The organism is Persicobacter sp. CCB-QB2, from assembly GCF_001274635.1.
In the GTDB taxonomy this organism is placed as follows: Bacteria; Bacteroidota; Bacteroidia; order Cytophagales; family Cyclobacteriaceae; genus Persicobacter; species Persicobacter diffluens.
In genome coordinates this window covers 3,685,149-3,708,282 of sequence record NZ_LBGV01000001.1, presented here as the reverse complement: position 1 = coordinate 3,708,282, position 23,134 = coordinate 3,685,149, and the positions used below count along the sequence as shown (strand labels likewise).

Annotated in this window: 13 protein-coding genes and 1 pseudogene; 10 read left to right on the top strand and 4 right to left on the bottom strand. The window is 42.3% G+C overall.

Annotated features, from left to right (window positions below; all coding sequences use genetic code 11):
• Window positions 1–27 precede the first annotated feature (27 nt).
• From NG22_RS16435 to NG22_RS16425, 3 genes are all read right to left on the bottom strand, one after another.
• The gene (locus NG22_RS16435) at window positions 28–2,586 is read right to left on the bottom strand and encodes a TonB-dependent receptor (protein ID WP_053406699.1); all 2,559 of its coding nucleotides are present in this window, start codon (window positions 2,584–2,586) and stop codon (window positions 28–30) included.
• A gap of 887 nt (window positions 2,587–3,473) precedes the next feature.
• Complete coding sequence (locus tag NG22_RS16430; protein WP_082305115.1) at window positions 3,474–6,692, bottom strand: carboxypeptidase regulatory-like domain-containing protein; 3,219 nt, start codon at window positions 6,690–6,692, stop codon at window positions 3,474–3,476.
• A 512-nt stretch (window positions 6,693–7,204) separates the two neighbouring features.
• Window positions 7,205–10,492 (bottom strand): TonB-dependent receptor, encoded by a 3,288-nt coding sequence (locus tag NG22_RS16425; protein ID WP_053406697.1) that lies wholly within the window; start codon window positions 10,490–10,492, stop codon window positions 7,205–7,207.
• A 247-nt stretch (window positions 10,493–10,739) separates the two neighbouring features.
• Here NG22_RS16425 and rfbC point away from each other — a divergent pair, with 247 nt between their 5' ends.
• From rfbC to floA, 10 genes and pseudogenes are all read left to right on the top strand, one after another.
• A complete protein-coding gene (gene rfbC, locus NG22_RS16420; RefSeq protein WP_053406696.1) occupies window positions 10,740–11,294 on the top strand; it encodes a dTDP-4-dehydrorhamnose 3,5-epimerase in 555 nt (184 codons plus the stop codon).
• Between the two features lie 141 nt (window positions 11,295–11,435).
• Window positions 11,436–12,407: an NAD-dependent epimerase/dehydratase family protein gene (locus tag NG22_RS16415; protein ID WP_053406695.1), complete on the top strand. Its 972-nt coding sequence runs from the start codon at window positions 11,436–11,438 to the stop codon at window positions 12,405–12,407.
• A 174-nt stretch (window positions 12,408–12,581) separates the two neighbouring features.
• The gene (locus tag NG22_RS16410) at window positions 12,582–13,991 is read left to right on the top strand and encodes a tetratricopeptide repeat protein (RefSeq protein ID WP_053406694.1); all 1,410 of its coding nucleotides are present in this window, start codon (window positions 12,582–12,584) and stop codon (window positions 13,989–13,991) included.
• Window positions 13,988–14,773: a phosphosulfolactate synthase gene (locus NG22_RS16405; RefSeq protein WP_053406693.1), complete on the top strand. Its 786-nt coding sequence runs from the start codon at window positions 13,988–13,990 to the stop codon at window positions 14,771–14,773. The genes NG22_RS16410 and NG22_RS16405 overlap by 4 nt, the downstream gene beginning before the upstream one ends.
• Before the next feature lie 348 nt (window positions 14,774–15,121).
• Entirely contained in the window at window positions 15,122–16,042 is a 921-nt protein-coding gene (locus tag NG22_RS16400) for a DUF368 domain-containing protein (protein ID WP_053406692.1), read from the top strand.
• Between the two features lie 16 nt (window positions 16,043–16,058).
• Window positions 16,059–16,829 carry a shikimate dehydrogenase gene (locus tag NG22_RS16395; protein ID WP_053406691.1) on the top strand — a complete coding sequence of 257 codons (771 nt, stop codon included), beginning with the start codon at window positions 16,059–16,061 and terminating at the stop codon, window positions 16,827–16,829.
• A gap of 66 nt (window positions 16,830–16,895) precedes the next feature.
• On the top strand, window positions 16,896–18,914 hold the full coding sequence (uvrB, locus tag NG22_RS16390) for an excinuclease ABC subunit UvrB (RefSeq protein WP_053406690.1): 2,019 nt from the start codon (window positions 16,896–16,898) through the stop codon (window positions 18,912–18,914).
• Window positions 18,911–19,567 carry a DNA-3-methyladenine glycosylase gene (locus NG22_RS16385; RefSeq protein ID WP_053406689.1) on the top strand — a complete coding sequence of 219 codons (657 nt, stop codon included), beginning with the start codon at window positions 18,911–18,913 and terminating at the stop codon, window positions 19,565–19,567. Before uvrB ends, NG22_RS16385 begins: the two co-directional genes overlap by 4 nt.
• A 133-nt stretch (window positions 19,568–19,700) precedes the next feature.
• Window positions 19,701–20,162 (top strand): NfeD family protein, encoded by a 462-nt coding sequence (locus NG22_RS16380; protein WP_053406688.1) that lies wholly within the window; start codon window positions 19,701–19,703, stop codon window positions 20,160–20,162.
• A 4-nt stretch (window positions 20,163–20,166) separates the two neighbouring features.
• Window positions 20,167–21,140: pseudogene (gene floA / locus NG22_RS16375) on the top strand (flotillin-like protein FloA).
• A gap of 130 nt (window positions 21,141–21,270) precedes the next feature.
• On the opposite strand, the gene NG22_RS16370 reads toward floA, so the two are convergent.
• Window positions 21,271–22,983, bottom strand: a complete 1,713-nt coding sequence (locus tag NG22_RS16370; protein ID WP_367379239.1) for a glycosyltransferase — start codon at window positions 22,981–22,983, stop codon at window positions 21,271–21,273.
• Between the last annotated feature and the right edge of the window lie 151 nt (window positions 22,984–23,134).

Genomic DNA, 23,134 nt, shown 5'->3' with positions numbered 1-23,134 from the left:
GGAGCCGGTAATTCACCGGCTTAAAAATTAGAATTCGATTCGGAAACCAATAGTGTAAGTTCTACCCATTCCCATATAACCGTACATAGACATCAGGTCAGCGCCATCGTTAGCATCTGCGATGTACTCTGTATCAAACAGGTTATTCACGTTACCTGAAAGAACAGCATCCAATTTACCCATTTTGAAGCGGTAGTTTGCTCTCAGGTCCATCAAACCGAAACCAGGCAATTTCAATACCTGCTCGCCTTCTAATTCAGGATTCGTTCTTCTGGTAGGATCAAAATTAGAGTAGTTGTTACCATTGTAAACATAGTCCGCACCAATCTTGAAGTTAGTGAACATCTCGTAGTCAGCACCGATAGAAGCAGCCAATTGAGCAGCATTTCCAACTTTCATATCCTTGATGTAAAGGATTTCAGTATCACCAATCTGGTTTTGGTTCTGATCGAAGAAAGTTGCATCTACATTGTTATCCCATCTCCAGTCACCAACAGAGGCCATACCAGTAACCGTTAAACGGTGAGTTGGCTTCCAGGTGAAATCCGCCTCAATACCCATATGAATTGCGTTCATGCCCATGATATTGGCATAAATATCTTCTGGTAATGGCTCACCACCCGGACCAGGAGTACCTGCACGCTGCGTTCTTACCATTGACTTATCCATCCACTTGGTATAGTAAGCGTTCAGATTTGCGGCGAAAGTAGAAGAACGGTAACCATAACCTAATTCAAAAGACATAATACCTTCATTGTTGGCTCCGTCATTGATACGGTTGGTGTGGTTCATAAACACGGCGTTCATCATTGGAGGACGCTGGAAGAATCCAGCATTAGCAAACACATTGTGGTGTGCATCCAGATTGTAGTTCGCTCCACCTTTGATACTAACCGTTTGGTTATTTACGAAATCAGAGATATGCTCACCCTCAGCGTAGTTTCCATAATCGTATCTTCTGTAAGAAACATTCGCCAAAGCCGCATTAGCAAATGCAGAAATATCATTTTTGTCATATTCCAACTGACCGAAAAGAGATCCCCAAATCACTTCACCGTCGTTATCATAACCCATTTTCTCTCCTTCTCTGGCAACGTGTTCGGTGCGCTCTCCGAAAATATTTCTGTTAACTACGATATAATCACCACCAATGGCATCATCCAGCATTTGGTAATGCTCACCATAGTAATAACGTACATCAGCTCCACCTACAAAGTTCAATTCATCATTGATTTCCCAGCTCAAAGTAGAAATACCACCATACCAGTTGTGGTTGTTCATACCGGATATTCTGTACAATGAAGACTCTCCTGCCTGACCGTTCTCCTCATAGTGACGAGTGAAATCAATCGGGTTATTCGGGTTGTCACCAATGTAGTACAACTTACTGTTATCTGTCTCATTCAGACTTCTTCCTCCACCGCGACCAAAAGAAGCATAAAGGGAAGTAGACAAGTTCATTTTCTCGTTTATCGTCCAGTAGTGATTCAAAGAAAGCTGAGGCTTGCTGTAAAAGTTCTCACGTGCATGGTACTGGCTCCCGTTTAAAATACCCCAGTCTCCGTTGTAACGACGACCATTGTTCTCATAAGTCTGCAACTGCTGCATCGTTCGGTTCTGGCCGTGCCACTGATTTGCACCAAAAGCACTAAAAGCTAATGTATGGTTCTCGTTAATAATTTTCGATATGTTCGCAAAGTAAGAATAACCTTCAAATGCTGTCCCGTCGATATATCCTTCACCTTCAGTCTTTGAACCGGACACAGTAATCGCCCAGCCATTATCCATCAAACCGGTAGAAGTAGTGAATGATAACTTCTGATAACCATTGTTACCCATTGTTACTCCAACATTACCACCTGCTTCGGCATCAGTCGTTTTTGTCAAAATGTTGATGGTACCACCCGCAGTTGGTACTGCTAATTTGGAAGCACCCATACCACGCTGTACCTGCATGGTACGCGTTACATCAGACAAACCTGCCCAGTTGGACCAGTATACCGCACTGTTTTCCATATCGTTAACTGGGATACCATTGATCATTACCGCGATGTTGTCATTACCGAAACCACGCAAAGTAATACGGGAATCACCAAATCCACCACCTTGGTTTGTGGTATAAACACCCGGAGTGGTTTTCAATACGGATGGAAATTCTGCATTACTTAATTTTGCTTCCAACTCTTTTGGTGTTACATTAGACACCGCAACAGGCGTTTTACGGTCCTGCGCTACGGAAGCAATAATCTGTACCTCTGCTAAACCGACAGCATCAGACTTTAATACAATTTGCCCTAAATCTACGGTAGATCCAGACAACTCCACCTGAATTTCTTCCGTAACCATACCTACGAAAGATACCAGGATGGTTTGCTTGCCGCTTTTGCTAGTGGAAAGCTCAAAGTTACCATCAATATCCGTGATGGTACCTTGTGAAGATTTTGAAATGATTACGTTTGCACCGATAATGGGCTCATCGGTTCCGTCTTCTAAAATTTGCCCTTTTAGGACGGACTGTGCCTGAGCGAAGGTCGCTGTGAAGACCATCAACATCAGTCCTACAAGAAAGTAGAATTGTCTTTGCATTTAAAATGAATTGAAGAGTTCAATGAATTTTCACTGCAAAGATGTTCGGCTAAAAAAAGTCCTCTGATTACAAGGCGAAAGAACGGTAAAACCAAAGCGATCAAAAAACGCCATTTTAATCTAGCTTAAGCGCTCTGTATCGGTCTATTACCCTCCTTTTTTGGTAAGATTTTAATACTCAAATGAGAGCGTTACTATTTATTTACCACCCCCTTACTATTATTCTACTCAAACCTTTTTAAGGGATATAAAAGCTCAAAATCAGCGATTGGGATTATGAATAAATTTCCAAAAACTAAAATAAAACGCAAAAAGAGATTAGAATTTGGTTAATCGGTCGAATTGTTGAAATTTCTTAATTTTAAACAAAATCCCACTGAATTTCACTAAAAAAAACCTCCGGGAAACCGAATCTGGACAAAATACACGGAATAAGGATAATCCTAATCCTTCTTATTTCCCTCACCATCAGCTAATCACTAACTACCAGTAAATTATCCCCATTAAATTTCCGCCTCATTCGAACTCTAAAAAGAGGCTGTTCACTCAAACTTTTGGATCAAAAAAAGAGAGACCTGTAAGCAAGCCTCTTTTTTTAGACAATTTTGAAAAAAATTGATCCCCCTTAAAAGTGATTGATATTTAGAATTATTGTTTGAGCCACAAATTGAGCAAACAAACACTGATAGCTCCACCCTATTTCAACAATTAAAGTCCCCTTACACCATACAGCAATCCAACAAACCCCAATGTTATAAACGCATACCTTAATCATCTAAAAAAAGCCACCCTTTGGGCAGCCTTTTTTTAAACACAGGAATCAAATTATCATCCTGATCAAAATTTATCGAGTATTAATAAATAACAAAGCCTTCCCCTTTCATTTGTTAGAAAGTATATCTAGCTCCAATTTGCATTCTCCAACGAGATGAAATCCCCAAACTATTGATATAGTTTTCGCCAGGAGCTAAATTGGCATCATAAGTATAACCTACTGGACCATATTTTGGATTTCCATTATAGCTAACCAACTGAACCTGACCATGGCTAATATGATTCGTAGGAATTTGCTCTATTCCCCAATTGCTACTCAACATATTCCCAACATTGAAAACATCAAAAGTAAATTGCAGATTATGCTTTTTACTATTTTGACCTGTATAAATGTAAAAATCCTGCGTTAAGCGAAAATCAAAGTGGAAGTTCCATGGTGATCGGCCGCCATTTCGCTCAGAAAATGACCCTTTATTTTCTGATAAATAGGGATGTTCATTAATGTAATTTTCCAAAGAAGTCCATTGTTCTTGTGCAGTTACCACTTGACCATCCTTTTCAAAATCCACAAGATTCGCTTGCTCAAAAGTAGCGGGTATAAACCAAAGATTATTGTTCTGATAGTCTCCTGAAACATCGCGGGATGTACTAAAATGATATCTCATTCCAGACGAAAAGTCACCAAAAAGACTCACCGTAGTTGAAGCATACTTAGAGTAATTAGCGGTATAACCTACGTTCATCACAATCCTATGATCTTTCAAGAAGGACGTTCTCGCCAAGTCAGGGTTATTGGGATCTTTCGAGATAAAATTATATCGCCAAAGAGAAGATGATTGAGAGGAATTCAAATCATTTACAGCTCGTGTATCTGACCAGGTATAAGCACCCATCAAATAAAGACCACTTTGAAATTCGTGTTCTAACTTAGCGGTCAAATTAATCGAATACCCCTTATTAGTATTACCCAAAACATATGCACCATTTATAGTATACCCATCTTCTTGCACTCTATTGTGCGAGTATAAATTCCGACCAAACTCATCGACACCTGATGGTTCACTTAAGGCTACATTTCTAATTGAAACCCCATTAATATCTTTGGAATAAATAGCCTCAACTGTAGCTAAAGTACCCCAAGGGAACCTATGATCTACGGCTAAATTTGTCCTCCATGTCTGAGGAAATTTAAAGTTTGGATCACTCACATTTATATCCATTGATCGAGCAGCCTCCCCCCCTTCTGGTTTGTAGTAATTCACATCTGGATTAAATTCGTAACCTGCAAGGTCTGAAGCATCACGAACATCTAATTCACCCATATTTAATCCATTATTACTAGCTTGATTTGCTATCCAAACAAATGGTACCCTACCTGTAAATACGCCACTACCACCCCTAATTTGTGTTTTATCATTTCCTCCAACATTCCAGTTAAAACCTATACGTGGCGACCACATAACACGAGTTTTAGGAGCAACAGAGGTATTAATATACTCTCCATTTTGCCACAAACCTCTTTCAGAAAAATCTGTAATTACGGGGTTTTCCGCCAAATCAGAGGTAATAATAGGCACATCGATTCGTAAGCCTGCCAACAATTTAAAATTCTTGGTTACCTTATATTCATCCTGGGCATAAAAACCCAATTGAGCTGCAGACAGCTCTGCGAAAGGATCTTGCCCATCAGGTCGGGCTGAATAAGACACTCTATATTGCGTTGGTGCTCCCCCATTTGAGAAATCCTCTATAGAATCAAACCAGTACTCTCCATAATAATTTCGCATAAACCCATTACTGAATTTATAAAATTCATTATATGTTCCCAATGTGACCGTATGTTGACCAAAAAATGCAGTCAAATTGTCGGAAATCTGGAAAATATCGGTATCCAGTTTGTTATTAGCAGAATAGGTTTCAGAACCAAAGTTATACATTGGAACACGGAAAGAGGTCCCTGGACCGTCTCCAATTTTTACATTTGGAAAAATTTGATTCCCCAAACTTTCTCGAAAATCACGTTGACGATTATACCCTACCTGAAACTTATTGGAATACTTTTGCGAAATTCTTGAGTTTAACTCTGCAATTACCGAAGTCATATTATTATTCATTCGATACATATTACCAGAAGCAAAATTAGCAGTGGTCCAATTTAATCCAGACCCATTATCAGATGATGCTCGCAAAGTATTCATCTTAATATTAAAATCATGAGACTCATTAATATGCCAATCCAAACGTGCTGTAAATTTGTAATTTTTTGACACTTTATCGAAATTCTCAACAGATCCAGGATCAAAACTATATTTATCATTCAAAACACCTCTAAGGCGACTAATCTCAGAAGTATAAATCTGAGAAACTTGTGTAGACTGATCATCACTTTCACCCGCTGCTCTGGAACGCCAAGTAGTAGCTGGGGAAATATCATTTTCATACTCACCATTGACAAAGAAGAACAATTTATCTTTCACCAAAGCCCCTCCAAGGCGAAAACCAAATTGTTGCCTTAAAAACTCGCCATTGTTTACTTCTACATCTGACACTTTAGTGCCTTGCAAATTACCACTTCGGATAAAAGTATAGGCTGACCCCTCAAAAGTATTGGAACCTGAGCGCGTAACAGCATTAATTCCTGCACCTGTAAATGACCCTTGCGTAACATCAAAAGGAGCTATGGATACCTGAATCTGATCAATAGCATCCAGAGAAATCGGTTCTGCCCCTGATTGCCCTCCAATAGAATTCGAAAGACCAAAGGCATTATTAAATATCGCACCATCAACGGTAATATTATTAAACTTATTGGAACGTCCACCAAAGCCGCCCCCTTGCATTTGAGGAGTCAAGCGAGTAATATCATCCATCGAGCGACTTAGTGTTGGTAGCTTATTAAAATCTTCACTTCCAATAGATGTTGTCGCACCCGTTTTATCAGCATCCATAAAATGGTCAGCTGAAATAACTACCGTAGCTAACTCTGTTGCTTCGTCCTCCAGATAAGCATTCAAGGGAAATTGCTGTCCTAATTTTAGATGTATATTAGTAAATTCTACCGTTCTATATCCAACAAATGAAATATTTACACGATACGGCCCACCAACTCTAATGTTGTTTATAAAAAAGTTCCCTGAGATATCAGTCACCACCCCATACTTCGCTCCGGTGGGTTCATGAAGTACAGAAACGTTAGCGCCTGGCAAAGCCGCTCCATTAGTATCAACCACTGACCCAGCAATTGATGAGGTAGTCACCCCTTGAGCAAAAACTTTTGCACTTACTAGCATCATAAAGACACCCAAGACAAAAAGACGTAATTTTTGTTGCATTTTCGATTAAGTTTTAAAGTAGTTTATACCACAAATATATTATGGATAAAATCAACTTATCTAAACACAAGTAATTATTTATATTTTGGGGTGTTCGTAATTTATAAGACTTAAAAATAAAATATGCTTAAAAATTAAAATTTGGCCATTTTCAACTCCCTTTATTTATTGCTCAGCCCTCATTTTCAACATTTTTGGATCGATAATAACTTGTTTTCACCATAAATGTTAACGCATAAATAACATAAAGCACCCTTTTGAGTTTACTTTTTCACTCATAATGTAATTGTAATCACCAACCATCAGTCCTACTGGCAATTAGATTAATCGAAAGCGAAAAACTAACTTCGTTTCAATATTATTTCAACACATCGACTTTCTTTTTTAGAATTGAAAATAATTCAAATGCGAGAGACCTTTCTTTTTTAAAACACGAAGGTGACTAGGAGATACTTTTCATAAAAAAAAGGACCCGAAGAGCCGGATCCTTTTAAAAGTTCATGGATTAATCATCAAAACGTATACCTCACCCCTAACTGCGCCTGCCATCTGGCGCCGTTCACACCCGAATCATCAATATTCCAGATATCCCCTGAAGGCGTATTAAAAATAAACTCAGGACGATCGGTTCCTTCTCCGCCAACATTTCGGATCAGAGGAAATTGATCAAAACTCATGAAATACTTTCTACCCCAATCTTTATTCAGGAAATTGGTGAAGTTGAAAATATCAAACGAAACCGTCAGTTTATGTCTTCTGCCATTATTGGTATTGATGAAGAATTCCTGCGCCAATTTTAAGTCCATTGTAAAGGTAAAAGGCAAGCGGTCCCCATTTCTTTCCACATAATCTCCTCTTCTTTCAGAAAGGTAATCATCACCACGAATATAGGCATCCAATTGCTCCCACTGCTCTTCAGCGGTGATCGTACGTCCATCCTGAACATAGTCAATCAAATTAATTTCGTCTGCAGATCGGGGAACATAAATCAAATCAGAGGTTGTGGTGGAAGACCCTGGATCATCAAAAGCAATTTGACCTGTGCCTCTTTTGGTGGTGCCATCAGTCCCCTGCACGGTGGACCCGCCATAAACATAAGAAAATCGTTTTCCGGATTCAGCATTTCCAAATAAGGAAATGGTGGTCGCCATGCTTTTCAGGTATTCTTTCCGGTAAGAAACAAAACCCACAATTCGGTGGCCCGGATCAAAATCAGAAAATGATAAATCCAGATTATTTTTACCATTAACGTTTTCTGTAAATCTCCACTGGGAAGAGTTTTGGGAGGAAGTACCGTCAGTCAATACTTTACTTTGCCCATAGGTATAAGAGAGACTCCAATCCAAACCAAAAGCGGTACTTTGTTTTATGGTGGCAGAAATATTATAGGAATGCCCTTTACTCGTGTTTTCTCCCAAAATAATATCCGTATAATCAGCGTCTATTCTATTGGCACGATCATAAAACGGGCGCTGATCTCCCGGACCTTCCAAATTACCTGAAGGATTAGGACTCACATTTAAATTTTTATAGACCACATCATTCAGTGTTTTGGTATACATAAACTCTACCGTAGCCACTAAACCAGCAGGTAATTTTTGATCCACCGCAAGGTTGGATCTCCATATCTGGGGCAATTTAAAATCATCCCGGAATAAATCCATCTGTCCGGAAGGTTCCGGATTATCGGGAAACGGACCAAATGGCGGCTGTTTACTGATATCGGGATCAAAAAAACGATCATCCGCCGTATATGTACCCACTGACAAACCGGTATTGGTGTATGCTCCTCCTAACCAAACCAAAGGAATTCTACTGTTAAAAATTCCGGTACCACCACGCAGCTGAGTGGTTTGATTGCCAAATACATCAAAATTGAAACCTACCCTGGGTGCAAACAAGGGTCGCACTTTAAATAGCTGGCCGGATTTTACGCCATTCACATCCCAACCCGCTGCTGCAATCTGAGGAAGCGTCTCCTGATTAAATTTAGTATTTTCTATAGGATCATCAGTATAAATGGGAATATCGACCCGTAATCCGGCGGTCACCTTCAACTTATCATTGACTTCAATTTCATCCTGAACATAAAAGCCCAACTGCATCGCATTAAAGTCCGCTGCCGAAGTGGTATTTTCATTGCCTAAAGCCGGTGGGTTTAAAATGGAGTACCCTCTTCTATACTGTACCACCGCGGTAGAATCGGTGTCTCCGGTTAAAAAATCTGCCACTGAGTTATAACTATATTCCCCAAAATTCTGGCGAACGAAAAGATTGAATACCTTATAAAACTCATTATGCGTTCCGATGGTGATGGTATGCCGCCCCTTATAGATACTAAAGTTATCGGTGATCGTAAAAATATCCTGCTCCAATTTATTGGCGGTGGAAAATGGCTCAGAACCAAAAGTAATTCTACCGGCTCCGTCTGTAATTTGTACAGAAGGAAAGGCTCCCCCCAGCCAGGTTCGGTCATCCAATACATGGGTATAACCTAAAATGAGATTATTGGAAAATTTAGAACCGAAGTTACTGTTCAGCTCAATAGCGGTAGAATTTGTAACGGAAGGGAAAGTACGTCCTGCATTGAAATAACTGATACTGGTGTTACTCGAACGGTCAGGCTGCAGCGCCTCCCCTTTGGTGTAAGAATGGCGGGCGGTCAGCTTATGATTGCGATTGATATTATAATCAAATCTCAATAAAAATTTCTCTCCCCGCAGTTCCTGTGTATTGTTTCTGAAATCTCCCGGATCATAGTCGTAACGAGAAATTAAAGCTTGTCGCAAGTCATCCAGGCCAGCGGCATCGGTGTCACCCAGATAGCCAACAGGATTATATGGCTGAGGCGTTTCATCTCTTTGTATCTCTACATTAGCGAAGAAAAACAGCTTATTCTTTATTATCGGGCCGCCCAGCCTGGCGCCATAGGTTTGAGCAGAAAAGTCAGAAAGCTTCTCCCGCTCCACATTAGGGTCATCCGTCGGCGTTTTTCCTGCTATGTTCTGATTCCTGAACAACCAATAAGCCGAACCTTCAAATTGATTTGAACCGGAACGGGTCACCGCATTAATCCCTCCACCGGCGAATCCACCCTGACGCACATCATAAGGTGCGATCACCACTTGGAATTGTTCAATGGCATCAATACTAACCGGTGAAATACCGGTCTGCCCACCATTGGTCCCCTGGGAGGAGAGTCCAAAAACGTCATTATTTACTGCTCCGTCAATAAAAATAGCATTATAACGGTTATTAATCCCTGCAATAGATAAGCCGCCATTGTTATCGACTTTCGCTTGTGGGGTCAGGCGGGTAAAATCATTCAGGTCCCTGGCCACTGTCGGTAAGGCTTCAATCTTATCTGAACCAACCACTGTCTGCGCTCCCGTTCGGTTGCCATCAAAATCGTCCTCAGCGGAAGCGGTTACTTCCACCCCCTCCAGCGCCATAACCGATTCGCCCATGGCCACATCCACCTTGAAAGTCTGCCCTAAGGTCAAAAATAAATCAACTTTTAAATAAGCGTCATAACCGACAAAAGAGACCTCCAGTTTATATGGTCCCCCTACGCTCATCCCATTGATACGATAAAATCCATTAAAATCAGTAATACTTCCGTATTCTGCTCCGGTCCTGGTGTCCGTCGCAACAACCGTGGCGCCCGGCAGCGCATCTCCATTTTCATCTGTTACCCGACCATTCATACTCGAGGTAGTCGATCCCTGTCCAAAAGAAAGCGTGACAGCAAAAACGAAGATCAGCAGCACTATAAAATTTTTATAGTATTGGTGATTCATAACTTGTTGGTTTAGTTCGTATGCTAAACAAGTTAAATTGCATTTCGTTGGGATCTAACTCGATTAATTTGCCTCGATAACAAAAACTTTTTATTGAAATAAAGCAAAGAGGTTGAAAAAGTATTCTTTTTCCTATTTTTTTCACTATTACCAGCGATCCGCTAAAAAATCCTAAAAACAGTCAAGTAGCAGATCAGTTTGATTTGCTAATCTATTTCCCAATATTTACGACTATAAAAATGATGCAATGAAAGTAATAGAAACAAGTATAGCCGGATTGGTGGAAATCCAACCGGACGTTTTTGGAGATGCCCGGGGGTATTTTTTAGAATCTTATTCAGAAGAAAAGTACATGAATGCCGGAATTAAGGAAAAATTTGTTCAGGACAATCAGTCTTTTTCTACCAAAGGAGTACTCCGGGGATTACACTTTCAGCGCGATCCTCATGCCCAGGGAAAACTGGTGCGTGTAGTCATGGGAAAAGTACTGGATATTGCGGTAGACCTCAGACCGGACTCTTCTACTTTTGGTCAATGGGACTCCTGCATTTTAGATGCCCAAAAACATAATCAGTTCTATGTTCCACCCGGCTTTGCACACGGCTTTCTGGCTTTGGAAGACAGTATTTTTAGCTATAAATGCACCAATGGCTATAATAAAGAGGCGGAAGGCGGCATTATTTACAATGACCCGGAATTAAACATTGATTGGGGCAGTGATTTGATCCAACAGCCCAATATCTCCGATAAAGATAAAATCCTACCAACTTTTGCAGCATACAAAGCCGCGGAAGGGCTATAAAGCCAAAAAGGATATTCACCAGGCCTGAATATCCTTTTTTTTTCATGATATTTACGGGATATTTTTCTGACGCATCCTTCCCCTTTCCTTATCGGGATAGGCCCTGCGGGTAATTAAAACGATACAACAACTCCGGATTTTATGGTATTTGTCACCGGCGCTACAGGATTCATCGGCAGCTATATTTGTCGGTCATTATTGCTACACGGACATCAGCTTCGCTGTCTGAAAAGAGCTCAAAGTAATATGAAGCTTTTGGAAGATGTAGCGCATCTGATAGAGTGGGTGGAAGGTGACCTGATGGACCTCCTGTGGCTGGAACGACAGCTGGAAGGAGTTGACAAAATTGTCCATGCCGCGGCCATGGTATCCTTCGGGGATGAAGACCCTTCCGAAATGTACCACACTAATATTCAGGGTACGCACCAACTGGTCAATCTGGCGCTGGAAAAACAAATCAAACAATTTGTTCACATCAGCTCTATAGCCGCCATTGGGAATGCCCCGGAAGGGGAAATTACCGATGAAAGCCACCATTGGGAAGAAAAGTCTGATGGATCATCTGCCTATGCCTTAAGTAAGCAGCGAGCGGAAATGGAGGTATGGAGAGGTGTTTATGAAGGCCTGAATGCTGTCATCGTAAACCCCTCGGTGGTTTTGGGCCCCTGCCCGGCAAATCAAAGTTCCGGTAAATTACTGGCCTATCTCAAAGAAGGCAACCGTTTCTATACCGAGGGAACGATTTCTCTGGTGGATGTCCGGGATGTGGCAGAGGTGGTCCGTTTACTAATGGAAAAGGAAATTTTGGGTGAACGTTTCATTCTTTCTGCTGCCTCTAAGGGCTATCAGGAATTTTTCAAGGAAGTGCGCCAACGCTGGGGCCTGACCATGTCTTTGAAAAAAATTGGCAAAAAAAGACTTACCTCCCTCCGTGCTATAGAAAAGCTTATTGGACTAATTTCCGGTCGACAGGCCAAAATCAGCAAAGACATGATTAGACAGGTGGGCGAGAGTAATTATTACTCCAGTGACAAAGTCATGGACTTTCTGGACTTTCAGTTCCGTCCCTTAGCGGAAACCCTGGATTGGACTTGCCAATCTTTCGACACCTAATTACCTTGCATCGAAGCGGTTTTATACGCTTCTCCCCTTAATTCCTTTGATTAGAAATCAATTTTGAGGACATTTGACGAAATCCATTAAATATTTTTCATATAATGGGTTTGGTTATCACCAATTTTCCAATTATTTAGGACCATTGGTGAAATAGTGCACTGAAGGAAAGATATGAAAGAGCCGAATCACAAAAAGAAAGAAAAGCAAGAACTGGCCAATGCCTTTTTGGAAGAAATTTCCGAAGGCAGCATGCCTATGCTTAGTCTTGAGCAATGTGAATTATTGCTGGAGATCTTTGTGGAGAACGCTCATGAGGAAGGATTGAATCATTTGGAAGAAGTATTAATGGAGCAGTTTCCTTTTTCGGAAGAAGCCCAACTAATGCTGGTAGAAATCAAATCCTTCATGCTTCAATACGATGATGCCCTCTCCATTTTAGATCAACGATTAATGATGAGCCCTACCAATGCGGACTTACTGACCGCCAAAGGGGAGATTCTGATCATTACTGAAAAATATGAGCAGGCAGAAGATGCTTTACAACAAGCCTTGCTCTATCACCACGAACCTGCCGAAATCCATTATAATTTGGGTTTGGTTGCGCAGGCCACTCAAAAACCCGAAATCGCCATTGAAAACTTTAACAAGGCGCTGGAAATTGACCCTAATCTGGAAAATGTCTGGCTAGACCTGGGCTATAACCTCGAAATGGTCGACCGGCCGGAGGAGGCCATGAGGTGCTATGAGCACTATCTGGATTTAGATCCGTTTTCCGCTACCGCCTGGTTTAATCTTGGCGTGGTGTGTTGTAAGCTTGACCATTTGGATAAAGCAGTAAATGCTTACGATTTTGCCATTACTTTGGAAGACGATTTTGCCTCTGCCCACTTCAACCTGGGCAATGTTTACATGAATTTGGAAAAATTCGACAAGGCGATCCGTTGTTATGAAAAAGTTTTGGAGCTGGAAGGGAGTTCCGGTGAAACTTATTGCTATCTTGGCGCGGCGTATGAGCATCAGGGGCTTACCCGGGAGGCTTCCCGCCATTATAAAAAGTCAGTTAGTTTTGATAAAAATTACGATGACGGCTGGTTTGGCCTGGCTTCCTGTTGTATCAAAACCGACCGTCCTTCGGAGGCAAAACACTTTATTGAAAAAGCCATTGCGCTAACGGAAGACAAGCCCGTTTATTGGATGATTGCGGCGGAAGCCGAACGCATGCTCAATAATTGGGAAAAGGCGGAGCTTTGTTTTGAAAGAGCCCGTTCCATTGGAGGCATTAATGAGGAATTGTATGTGCACTGGTCCATGATGTATTACCAGCGCAATGATTTTTCCAAAGCCTTTGAGAAAGTGTCTGAGGGTATGCAAATACTCGAGAAAAATGCGCGACTGCACTATATTGCAGCCGCTTATTTATTACTCGGACACCAATACGACGAAGCCATCGATTACCTGAAAACCGCTCTTTCGCTGGATCAGGAAAAATTCGATGCCCTTTTGGATTTTTTTCCTTCCAGGAAAACGCAAAAGGCCTTGTTTGAATTTATTAATCAGTATAGAAAAGATCAGATAGAATGAACTACTTTTTGAAGGATCTTCCAGAGAGAACCCAAAAGCCAAGACAGTCTGGTTTTACCATGGTCATGGATAAGGGTCTTTCTTTAAGAGAAGTGGAAGACTTCTTAAGCGTTGCAGGAGCTTACACGGATATCGTTAAGTTGGGGTTTGGAACTTCTGCGGTGACTCCTAATCTTCAGGAAAAAATCAACCTTTATAAGGAAGCAGGAATCCCTACCTATTTTGGTGGAACATTATTTGAAGCCTTTTTGGTTCGCGGACAGTTTGATGACTATATCCGCACCATGCAGAAATTCGGGGTGGAATATGTGGAAGTTTCTGACGGATCCATCGAATTGCCACACGATGTAAAGTGTGAATACATTTCGAGACTGGCACAGGATTTCACTGTGCTTTCTGAAGTAGGGTCCAAAGATGCTGAAAAAATCATTCCTCCTTATAAGTGGATTGAGTTTATGCAGGCGGAATTGGATGCCGGTGCCTGGAAGGTTATTGGAGAAGCGCGTGAAGGTGGCAATGTGGGCTTGTTCCGTTCCTCCGGTGAAGTACGCTCGGGTTTGGTGGAAGAAATTTTGACCAAAATCCCTTCAGAAAAAATTATTTGGGAAGCCCCTAAGAAAGGGCAGCAGGTTTGGTTTATCAAGCTTTGCGGGCCAAATGTTAACCTAGGGAACCTCGCCCCTAATGAGGTAATTCCTTTGGAGACCATTCGCTTAGGATTGAGAGGAGACACCTTCATGGATTTCCTTTCCAACAAAAACATTGAGGAAGCTATCCAGTAATTTATAGCGCCTCCTTACCAAAAGCGAAGATTCTCCGGGGTCTTCGCTTTTTTATTTTTTGATCGACGGCATTTGGGTATATTTAGCCCGAATTAGGCCTGCTTAAATCCTCGTTGAGCTGCAAGGCGGGAAAAATGAAGGAATTTTTCCGATTTCGAGTTTTCGCCAAAGAAGCAGAGGAATAAAGAGAAAGCAAGCCTGCCCGAATTTGGGCTATTAAAAATCAAAGAAAAACACCAATAACGAACTGAAGATAAGTCCTTTGGCTTGATCTGATGAATTTAGCGGTGAATAATTCGGCTTAGGCTGCAAAAAATGGCTTGATCCAAGCAAAGACGATTATTAATCATGAAATCCTATTTCACTTTATTTTTGAAGGGCATGGGCATGGGCGCAGCCGATGTCGTACCGGGTGTTTCCGGCGGAACCATTGCTTTTATTACCGGCATTTACGAAACGCTGATTAATTCCATTAAATCCGTGGATGCAACAGCCATCCGGCTTTTATTTAAATTGGATATAAAAGGCTTCTGGAATCATATCAATGGAACCTTCCTTCTGATACTTTTTGCCGGGATTGCCACTAGTGTCATTTCTCTGGCGAAAGTCATCACCTATCTTTTAGGGAATCACCCAATTCCCATCTGGTCTTTTTTCTTCGGACTGATCATCATCTCCGCCATTCTGGTCAGTAAACAAATCCGGAACTGGAATTGGAAAGTGCTGTTAAGTGGAATTTTGGGCATTTTAATCGCCTACTTTGTAACGGTAGCCACCCCCACCGAAACGCCGGAAGGATATGGGTACATTTTCTTATCCGGAGCCATTGCCATCTGCGCCATGATTTTGCCCGGAATTTCGGGAAGCTTTCTTTTACTGATTTTGGGGAAATATGAATTTATCCTCAACGCTATAAAAGACTTTAAACTGGATGTAATCGCCGTATTCGGTATGGGGTGTATCCTGGGTTTGGGTTTATTCAGCCGATTTATCTCCTGGCTACTGGCCAAATACCATGACCTTGCCGTAGCACTTTTGGCAGGTTTCATGATCGGTTCGCTGAACAAAGTATGGCCATGGAAAGAAGTATTATCCTTCCGCACCAATTCTCATGGAGAACAAGTACCCCTAATAACCAAAAATATTTTACCTTCCACTTATGAGGGCGAACCGCAAACCATCATCGCCATTGCCTGCATATTCGGAGCCATAGCCTTCGTATATGGCCTGGATTATGTCGCTGCTCGTGGAAAAGCTAAATTGAAATAAACCGACCGCATTTTTTATGAAACAATTTGGATTAATCGGCAAAAAACTGACCCATTCTTTCTCTAAAAAGTATTTCACTGAGAAATTCAAAAAAGAGGACATTGAGGATTGCCAATATGACCTTTTTGAAATTCCGGAAATAGCTGCTTTACCAAAACTCATTCAGGAGACTGCCGGACTGCAGGGCATCAACGTCACCATTCCATATAAAAATGAGGTACTCCCTTTTATGGATCGGCTGGATCAAAGTGCGAAGAAAATTGGAGCGGTAAATGTGGTGAAGATTATGGAGAACGGTCAGTTGGAAGGGTATAACTCGGACTATTATGGCTTTAAAAATTCTCTTGAAAAATGGCTGGGAGCCCAACAATCGGAAATCCAAACCGCATTGGTATTGGGGACTGGTGGAGCTTCCAAAGCCGTAAGGGTTGCACTGGAAGACCTGGGCATCACGGTCAAGATGGTCTCTCGTTCCGCCGAAAATGCCGATCTTACTTATACAGAAATTGCTGAAAATCCTCAGATTTTAAAGCAGTGTAAATTGGTGGTCAACACCACTCCGCTAGGCACTTTCCCCAATGAAGCAGAAAAGCCGGATCTGCCCTATGAAGAAATTACCGATCAACATTTTCTTTATGATTTGGTGTATAATCCGGAAATCACCGCCTTTATGCAGGAAGGCCTGAGAAAAGGTGCAAAAGCGAAAAACGGCTATGAAATGCTGGTGCTTCAGGCGGAGAAAAGCTGGGAAATCTGGCAGGCGGAAAAAACCGGGGAAGAAGCGTAATGGCTGGCTATTTCGGCAAAAAACCGCGATATTATTGAGTACCCTCCAATCAAAATCAACATCCATATGGACTTCAAACTGACTTCGGAATACAAACCCATGGGAGACCAACCCCAAGCCATTGCGCAATTGGTGGAAGGAATCGAGGGGCAGGAAAAATTTCAAACCCTTCTGGGCGCCACGGGAACAGGTAAAACCTTTACCATGGCCAATGTGATTGCGGAGTCAGGACGTCCGACGCTGGTATTGGCACACAACAAAACACTTGCAGCCCAGCTTTATGGAGAATTCAAGCAATTTTTCCCGGAAAATGCGGTGGAGTATTTCATTTCATATTACGATTACTACCAGCCGGAAGCTTACATCGCCGCCACCAATACCTTCATCGAAAAAGACCTGATGATCAATGAAGAAATTGAAAAGTTGCGTTTAAAAGCCACTTCTCAATTACTCACCGGCCGCCGGGATATCATTGTAGTGGCCTCCGTGTCTTGTATTTATGGTATCGGAAATCCGGAGGAATTCGGCAAAAATGTGCTTTCCTTTAAAGTGGGAGACAGCGTTCCCCGAAATCAATTCCTTTTTGCTTTGGTGGATATTTTGTACAGCAGGACAGAATCTGACTTTAAAAGAGGAACCTTCCGTGTAAAGGGCGATACGGTGGATTTGTACCTGGCCTATGCCGATTTCGCCTACCGCTTCTATTTTTGGGGAGATGAAATTGAAGCCATACAAACCATTGACCCGGAAACAGGAAGAAAGCTTTCCGACGAGCAGACTACCACCATTTTCCCAGCCAATTTATTCGTAACCGGTAAAGACACCATCCAAACGGCCATTAAGGAAATTCAGGATGATATGGTCAAACAAATCCGTTTCTTTGATGAGGAGGGACGGGTGGAAGAGTCCAAAAGAATTCAGGAGCGTACGGAATTTGATCTGGAAATGATCCGCGAACTGGGCTATTGCTCCGGCGTGGAGAACTATTCCCGTTACTTTGATCGAAGAAAGCCTGGACAGCGCCCCTTCTGTCTGCTGGATTATTTCCCGGAGGATTACCTGATCATGATTGATGAGAGCCATGTGACCATCCCACAGGTAAGGGCCATGTATGGGGGAGACCGCGCCAGAAAAGTAAATTTGGTAGATTATGGCTTCCGCCTGCCGGCAGCCATGGACAACCGACCACTGAAGTTTGAAGAATTTGAGGGAATGATCAACCAAATGGTTTTCGTTTCCGCCACACCGGCAGATTACGAGCTTCGTAATTCTGAGGGCATCATCGTGGAGCAGATTATCCGCCCGACCGGCCTGCTGGACCCCAAAATTGAGGTACGCCCTTCCATTAATCAGATTGATGATTTGATGGAAGAAATTGACAACCGCATTCAGAAGGATGAAAGGGTTTTGGTAACGACTTTGACCAAAAGAATGGCCGAGGAGTTGACCAAGTTCCTGGAAAGAGCCAATGTGAAATGTGCCTATATCCACTCGGAAGTAAAAACCCTGGATCGGGTAGAAATCCTTCGGGATCTTCGTCTGGGAACCTATGATGTATTGGTGGGGGTAAACCTGCTGCGGGAAGGACTGGATTTGCCGGAAGTATCCCTGGTCGCCATTCTGGATGCAGACAAAGAAGGCTTCCTGCGTTCTACCAAATCCCTGATTCAGACCATCGGTCGCGCCGCCCGTAATGCAGACGGTACTGTAATCATGTATGCCGATCGTATCACGGACTCTATGAATACAGCCATGGAAGAAACCAACCGACGTCGCAGTATTCAGGCCGCTTACAATGAGGAGCACGGGATCACGCCCAGAACAGTACGAAAATCCAAAGAAGAAATTCTGGGGCAGACCAAAGTGGCAGACAGCAAAGCAGAGCCTAAAGAATACTATGTGGAAGATCCGGAGCCAACCCTGGCAGCCGATCCTGTGCTGCAGTATGCAAAGAAGGAGGACATCGAAAAGATGATCGCCAAAACCCAAAAGGAAATGGAAAAGGCGGCCAAAGACCTCGATTTTATTACCGCAGCCAAATTGCGTGATGAGCTGTTTGCCCTGAAAAAGCAAATGGAATCATGAAATTTGAAATCAAAGCCGAGGCCATAGAGCACCTGCAAAGCATTCCGGAGATGAATTTATTAATGGAATTAGTCCCGGAGATTCCGGAACGTGAAATCGTTCCAGATCCTTTTCTGGGCCTGGTTTTTAATATCATCTACCAACAGGTTTCTTTTGCCGCGGGCAATACCATTTACCGCCGCTTTTTACAATTATTTGAGCAGACACCTGATCCAAAGGCCCTTTTAGCGCTGGAATTTGAAGTACTCAGAAGCTGTGGATTATCCAATGCCAAAGCCAAATACTGTCGGGAAATTGCAAAGGCTTTTATCGAAAAACCGGAGCAATTCACTCCGGAATTTTTGCAGCAACTTTCGGATAAAGAAATTCATCATCTTCTCCTGCCCATCAAAGGTGTAGGGCCCTGGACCATCCAAATGTTCCTGATATTTACCCTACAGCGTCAGGACGTTCATTCCTACGGAGACCTGGCCTTAAGGAAAGGCATGCAATGGCTCTTTCAAAAGGAGGAAATGAATCCGGAAATTTTTGAAAAGCTGGCCGCAAAATTCTCTCCTTACAATACAGTATCGAGCTTCTATTTGTGGGAAATTACCCTCCGCCAGTACTTTCGTTTTGACAGCCCCGAGGCTTTATTAAAAGCGCAACCTTAACCAAATCCAATTTATTTTAGTAAATATTGATTTTTAACTAAAATAATAACTCTCCCACCCTAATATCTTACAAAAGCCGCTACTAATATTTACACAAAAGCTTATATTGGGATCATAAATAACAGCTTTTCCTATGTGGTTAATTGGCCTTTTAATTTTTATCGGCATTTTGCTGATCATTGTCGAAATCATCTTTATTCCGGGCACTACCTTCGTGGGAATTATGGGAGTGCTGTCCGTGATTGGGGGTGTTTTCATGACCTATAGCGAATTCGGAAGTGATACCGGCCACTGGGTATTATTGGGTACTGGCGTAGCGGGCGGACTATTATCCATCTATGCTTTTCAGTCCAAACCATGGTTAAAAATGGCCAATACCGATGCCATCAAAAGCAAAGTCAATACCCGGGATAACCTTGGCCTTTCTGTAGGAGAGCAAGGCGAAGCTGTTTCAGATTTGAAACCGGTAGGTAAAGCACTTTTCGGCGATATGGAAGTGGAAGTCACCACCAAAGGATTATTCCTGGAAGCTGGCCAATCCATTGAAATTATTTCCATTGAAAGCAATAAAATAATCGTACAACCTTTAAGTTAAATTTATGGGCTCATTCGGTCTGGTAGTTCCTATTATTTTAGGAATATTTTTATTATTTCTCTTTCTATACTTTGTTCCTGTTAACCTATGGATCACCGCCCTTTTCTCGGGTGTTCGGATTTCATTGGGAGAATTGGTCGCTATGAGAATTAGAAAGGTACCACCAAGTACCATCGTTAATCCATTGATTACCGCTACTAAAGCGGGATTGAAAATCTCCACCAATGATTTGGAAACCCACTATTTGGCGGGGGAGATGTTTACAATATTGTCAGAGCATTGATCTCAGCAGACAAGGCCAATATTGGACTGGACTTTCAAAAAGCTACCGCCATCGATTTGGCAGGTCGTGATGTGTTCGAAGCCGTTCAGATTTCTGTAAATCCAAAAGTGATCACTACCCCTAAAGTGGCGGCTGTAGCTGCCGATGGTATTCAGTTGATTGCCACTGCCCGTGTGACGGTACGTGCCAACATCCAGCAATATGTAGGTGGTGCAGGTGAAGATACTATCCTTGCCCGTGTAGGGGAAGGTATTGTAACCTCCATCGGTTCGGCCCAATCCCACAAAGAGGTATTGGAAAATCCGGATAAAATCTCCAAGCTGGTATTGCAGCGCGGATTAGATGCCGGAACAGCCTTTGAAATCCTGTCGATTGATATCGCCGATGTGGATGTAGGGAAAAACATTGGAGCAACCCTTCAGACAGATCAAGCCCAGGCTGACTTGAAAGTAGCGGAAGCAAAAGCCGAGGAAAGAAGAGCAATGGCGGTGGCTGCTGAGCAGGAAATGAAAGCGAAAACGCAGGAAGCGCGTGCAAAAGTAATTGAAGCGGAAACCACCATTCCATTAGCGATGGCCGAAGCTTTCAGAAGCGGAAACATGGGCATTATGGATTACTACAAATTCCAAAATATCCAGGCGGATACGGATATGCGTAAATCCATTTCTGATGATGATGATACTCCTGCAGAATAAATAAGGAGATTCCTAAAAAAATAATAAAGCAGTCTTCTCCGGAAGGCTGCTTTTTTTTATCCCGGAATTTCAGCCCATAAAAAAACCGCAGGCTAAATGCCCGCGGTTCATTTTATATTTTCTAAAAGGACTACATTCCTTTCTTATTTCTGGTAATCGCCAAATTGTGTGCCTTATCGTAATGGTGAATCAGGTTATGCCAATCAAAGAAAGTGGAGTTGTGTTCCGTCTTATTTCGCTGAGAAATACGCTGACGGCGATCCATCTTAATGAATTTGTGTAATTTATAAGCTAACTGATCCGCACCTGCATCAAAGTTCGCATTCTTACGGTCAATGACATAAATCCCTTTTTCTTCATGATCCTGCAGGTTATTCACCACATAGTCACCAAAACCTGCCAAATCAGAAGTAACCGAAGGCACTCCGGAAGCCATCGCCTCCAGTGGTGTATAGCCCCATGGCTCATAGTAAGATGGGAATACTCCCAAATGACAACCACGAACGAACTGCCCATATTCCATTCCGAACAAAGGACTGGAAGGAGAAATGAAATCTGGGTGATAAACCACTTTCACACGATCATCCTCATGGTTCAACAAATTAGAAGAACGCAGGAAGTTCAGGATCTCATCATTATGATCATCGTACAAATTGTGGGTCACTACCGATGGCAATCCACCACTTTTCCAGGACTGTAAAGTACGACGGAAACGTAATTTCCAATACTCATCCACAAACTCATTCAGCTCCGGAAGTTTGTGATCATCCGAAGATGCCGCTGCATAAAACAGGCGCTCTCCAATCTGATTCTGAATCATCTTAGTGGTATGACGTAATTCCTCCATCACCGCACGCGAATGCAATACGTCCGGATTCACCGACTGGTATGGGCGTTTAGTCACGAAAAACATCACCACGTTCACATCACTTTGCTCTTGCTTCAGGCGATAGTTTAATTTCGCCAAAGCTTCCAAAGTGGTATCAAAGCCTTTATTCTTATACTCGAATCTACCCGAAGTAAAGAAATAAAGCGTATTATCTAAATCAAAAGTATAGCTTGGGAAGAAATGAGCCATCACAAACTGATGGATTTTCTCCTTATACTCTTTATGTAAATTCTGAAATTCATGCAGGGCAGTAAAACGCTCAATATTCAAGCCGTTCGGGGTAATCTCGTCCGGCTTTCTACCCAACAAATGGATACATTCCTGCCCCGTCACCTCTGATACTGTCGTCAATACATGTGCACCGTGTGCCGCCGCGCGCTCAATCCGAACCTGTGGTTCAATATTGAAATTGATCGCTTCTTTCTCCCAATCAAAGAATGGCAGGTGATGATAAAACTCCTGATCATTGGCCGCCAAATAACGCCCCAACATGGTGGCATGAGTGGTGAAGATCGTTGAGATATTCACGCCTTCATAGCGCAATTCAGGAATTGCAGTGGAAGACATCCACTCATGGAAATGACCGATAATATTTTTGGAGGTCTCTTCCTCTGCTAAAATACTGAAGAAGATTCTGCTCAACTCTCCAAATGCCGCTGACTTATCTAACCAGTCATCCTGTGAAGGCAACGGTATCCCATGATGATCCCAAAGATTGTATTTAATTTCACCCAGACGATCATATACAGAATTGGGATTTACCAAAACCACCTTTGGTTTTCCGGTAACCAACCACTCGCCATAATGTACGTCCAATCCGGACTCTTGCATCCTTTTTACTGCCCGACACACCGCATTGGACTCCTCCAAGGGTAAGGGCTCAAATGCCGCCTGCGCTTGATCATGTACATATGGACCCAACAGGGTATAATTCTCTTCCCACTTTTTAACCATCGTAGGAGCCTTGGAACGGATCACCGTATAAATTCCCCCACCTGATTACATACCTCCCAAGAAACCTCCACAAGAAGCGTTTTGGAAATGCTACTTTTTGAAATTCTCCTATTGGTTACTTTGTTGGTCCTGTTAAATTTTGACATACAAA

What these genes read in the sequence shown, in the direction of transcription:
- NG22_RS16385 (WP_053406689.1), top strand. Translation starts at nt 18,911, where the DNA reads ATGAAATTTGAAATCAAAGCCGAGGCCATAGAGCACCTGCAAAGCATT.
- rfbC (WP_053406696.1), top strand. Translation starts at nt 10,740, where the DNA reads ATGAAAGTAATAGAAACAAGTATAGCCGGATTGGTGGAAATCCAACCG.
- NG22_RS16415 (WP_053406695.1), top strand. Translation starts at nt 11,436, where the DNA reads ATGGTATTTGTCACCGGCGCTACAGGATTCATCGGCAGCTATATTTGT.
- NG22_RS16410 (WP_053406694.1), top strand. Translation starts at nt 12,582, where the DNA reads ATGAAAGAGCCGAATCACAAAAAGAAAGAAAAGCAAGAACTGGCCAAT.
- NG22_RS16380 (WP_053406688.1), top strand. Translation starts at nt 19,701, where the DNA reads ATGTGGTTAATTGGCCTTTTAATTTTTATCGGCATTTTGCTGATCATT.
- NG22_RS16405 (WP_053406693.1), top strand. Translation starts at nt 13,988, where the DNA reads ATGAACTACTTTTTGAAGGATCTTCCAGAGAGAACCCAAAAGCCAAGA.
- NG22_RS16430 (WP_082305115.1), bottom strand. Translation starts at nt 6,692, where the DNA reads ATGCAACAAAAATTACGTCTTTTTGTCTTGGGTGTCTTTATGATGCTA.
- NG22_RS16400 (WP_053406692.1), top strand. Translation starts at nt 15,122, where the DNA reads ATGAAATCCTATTTCACTTTATTTTTGAAGGGCATGGGCATGGGCGCA.
- NG22_RS16370 (WP_367379239.1), bottom strand. Translation starts at nt 22,983, where the DNA reads ATGGTTAAAAAGTGGGAAGAGAATTATACCCTGTTGGGTCCATATGTA.
- NG22_RS16435 (WP_053406699.1), bottom strand. Translation starts at nt 2,586, where the DNA reads ATGCAAAGACAATTCTACTTTCTTGTAGGACTGATGTTGATGGTCTTC.
- uvrB (WP_053406690.1), top strand. Translation starts at nt 16,896, where the DNA reads ATGGACTTCAAACTGACTTCGGAATACAAACCCATGGGAGACCAACCC.
- NG22_RS16395 (WP_053406691.1), top strand. Translation starts at nt 16,059, where the DNA reads ATGAAACAATTTGGATTAATCGGCAAAAAACTGACCCATTCTTTCTCT.
- NG22_RS16425 (WP_053406697.1), bottom strand. Translation starts at nt 10,492, where the DNA reads ATGAATCACCAATACTATAAAAATTTTATAGTGCTGCTGATCTTCGTT.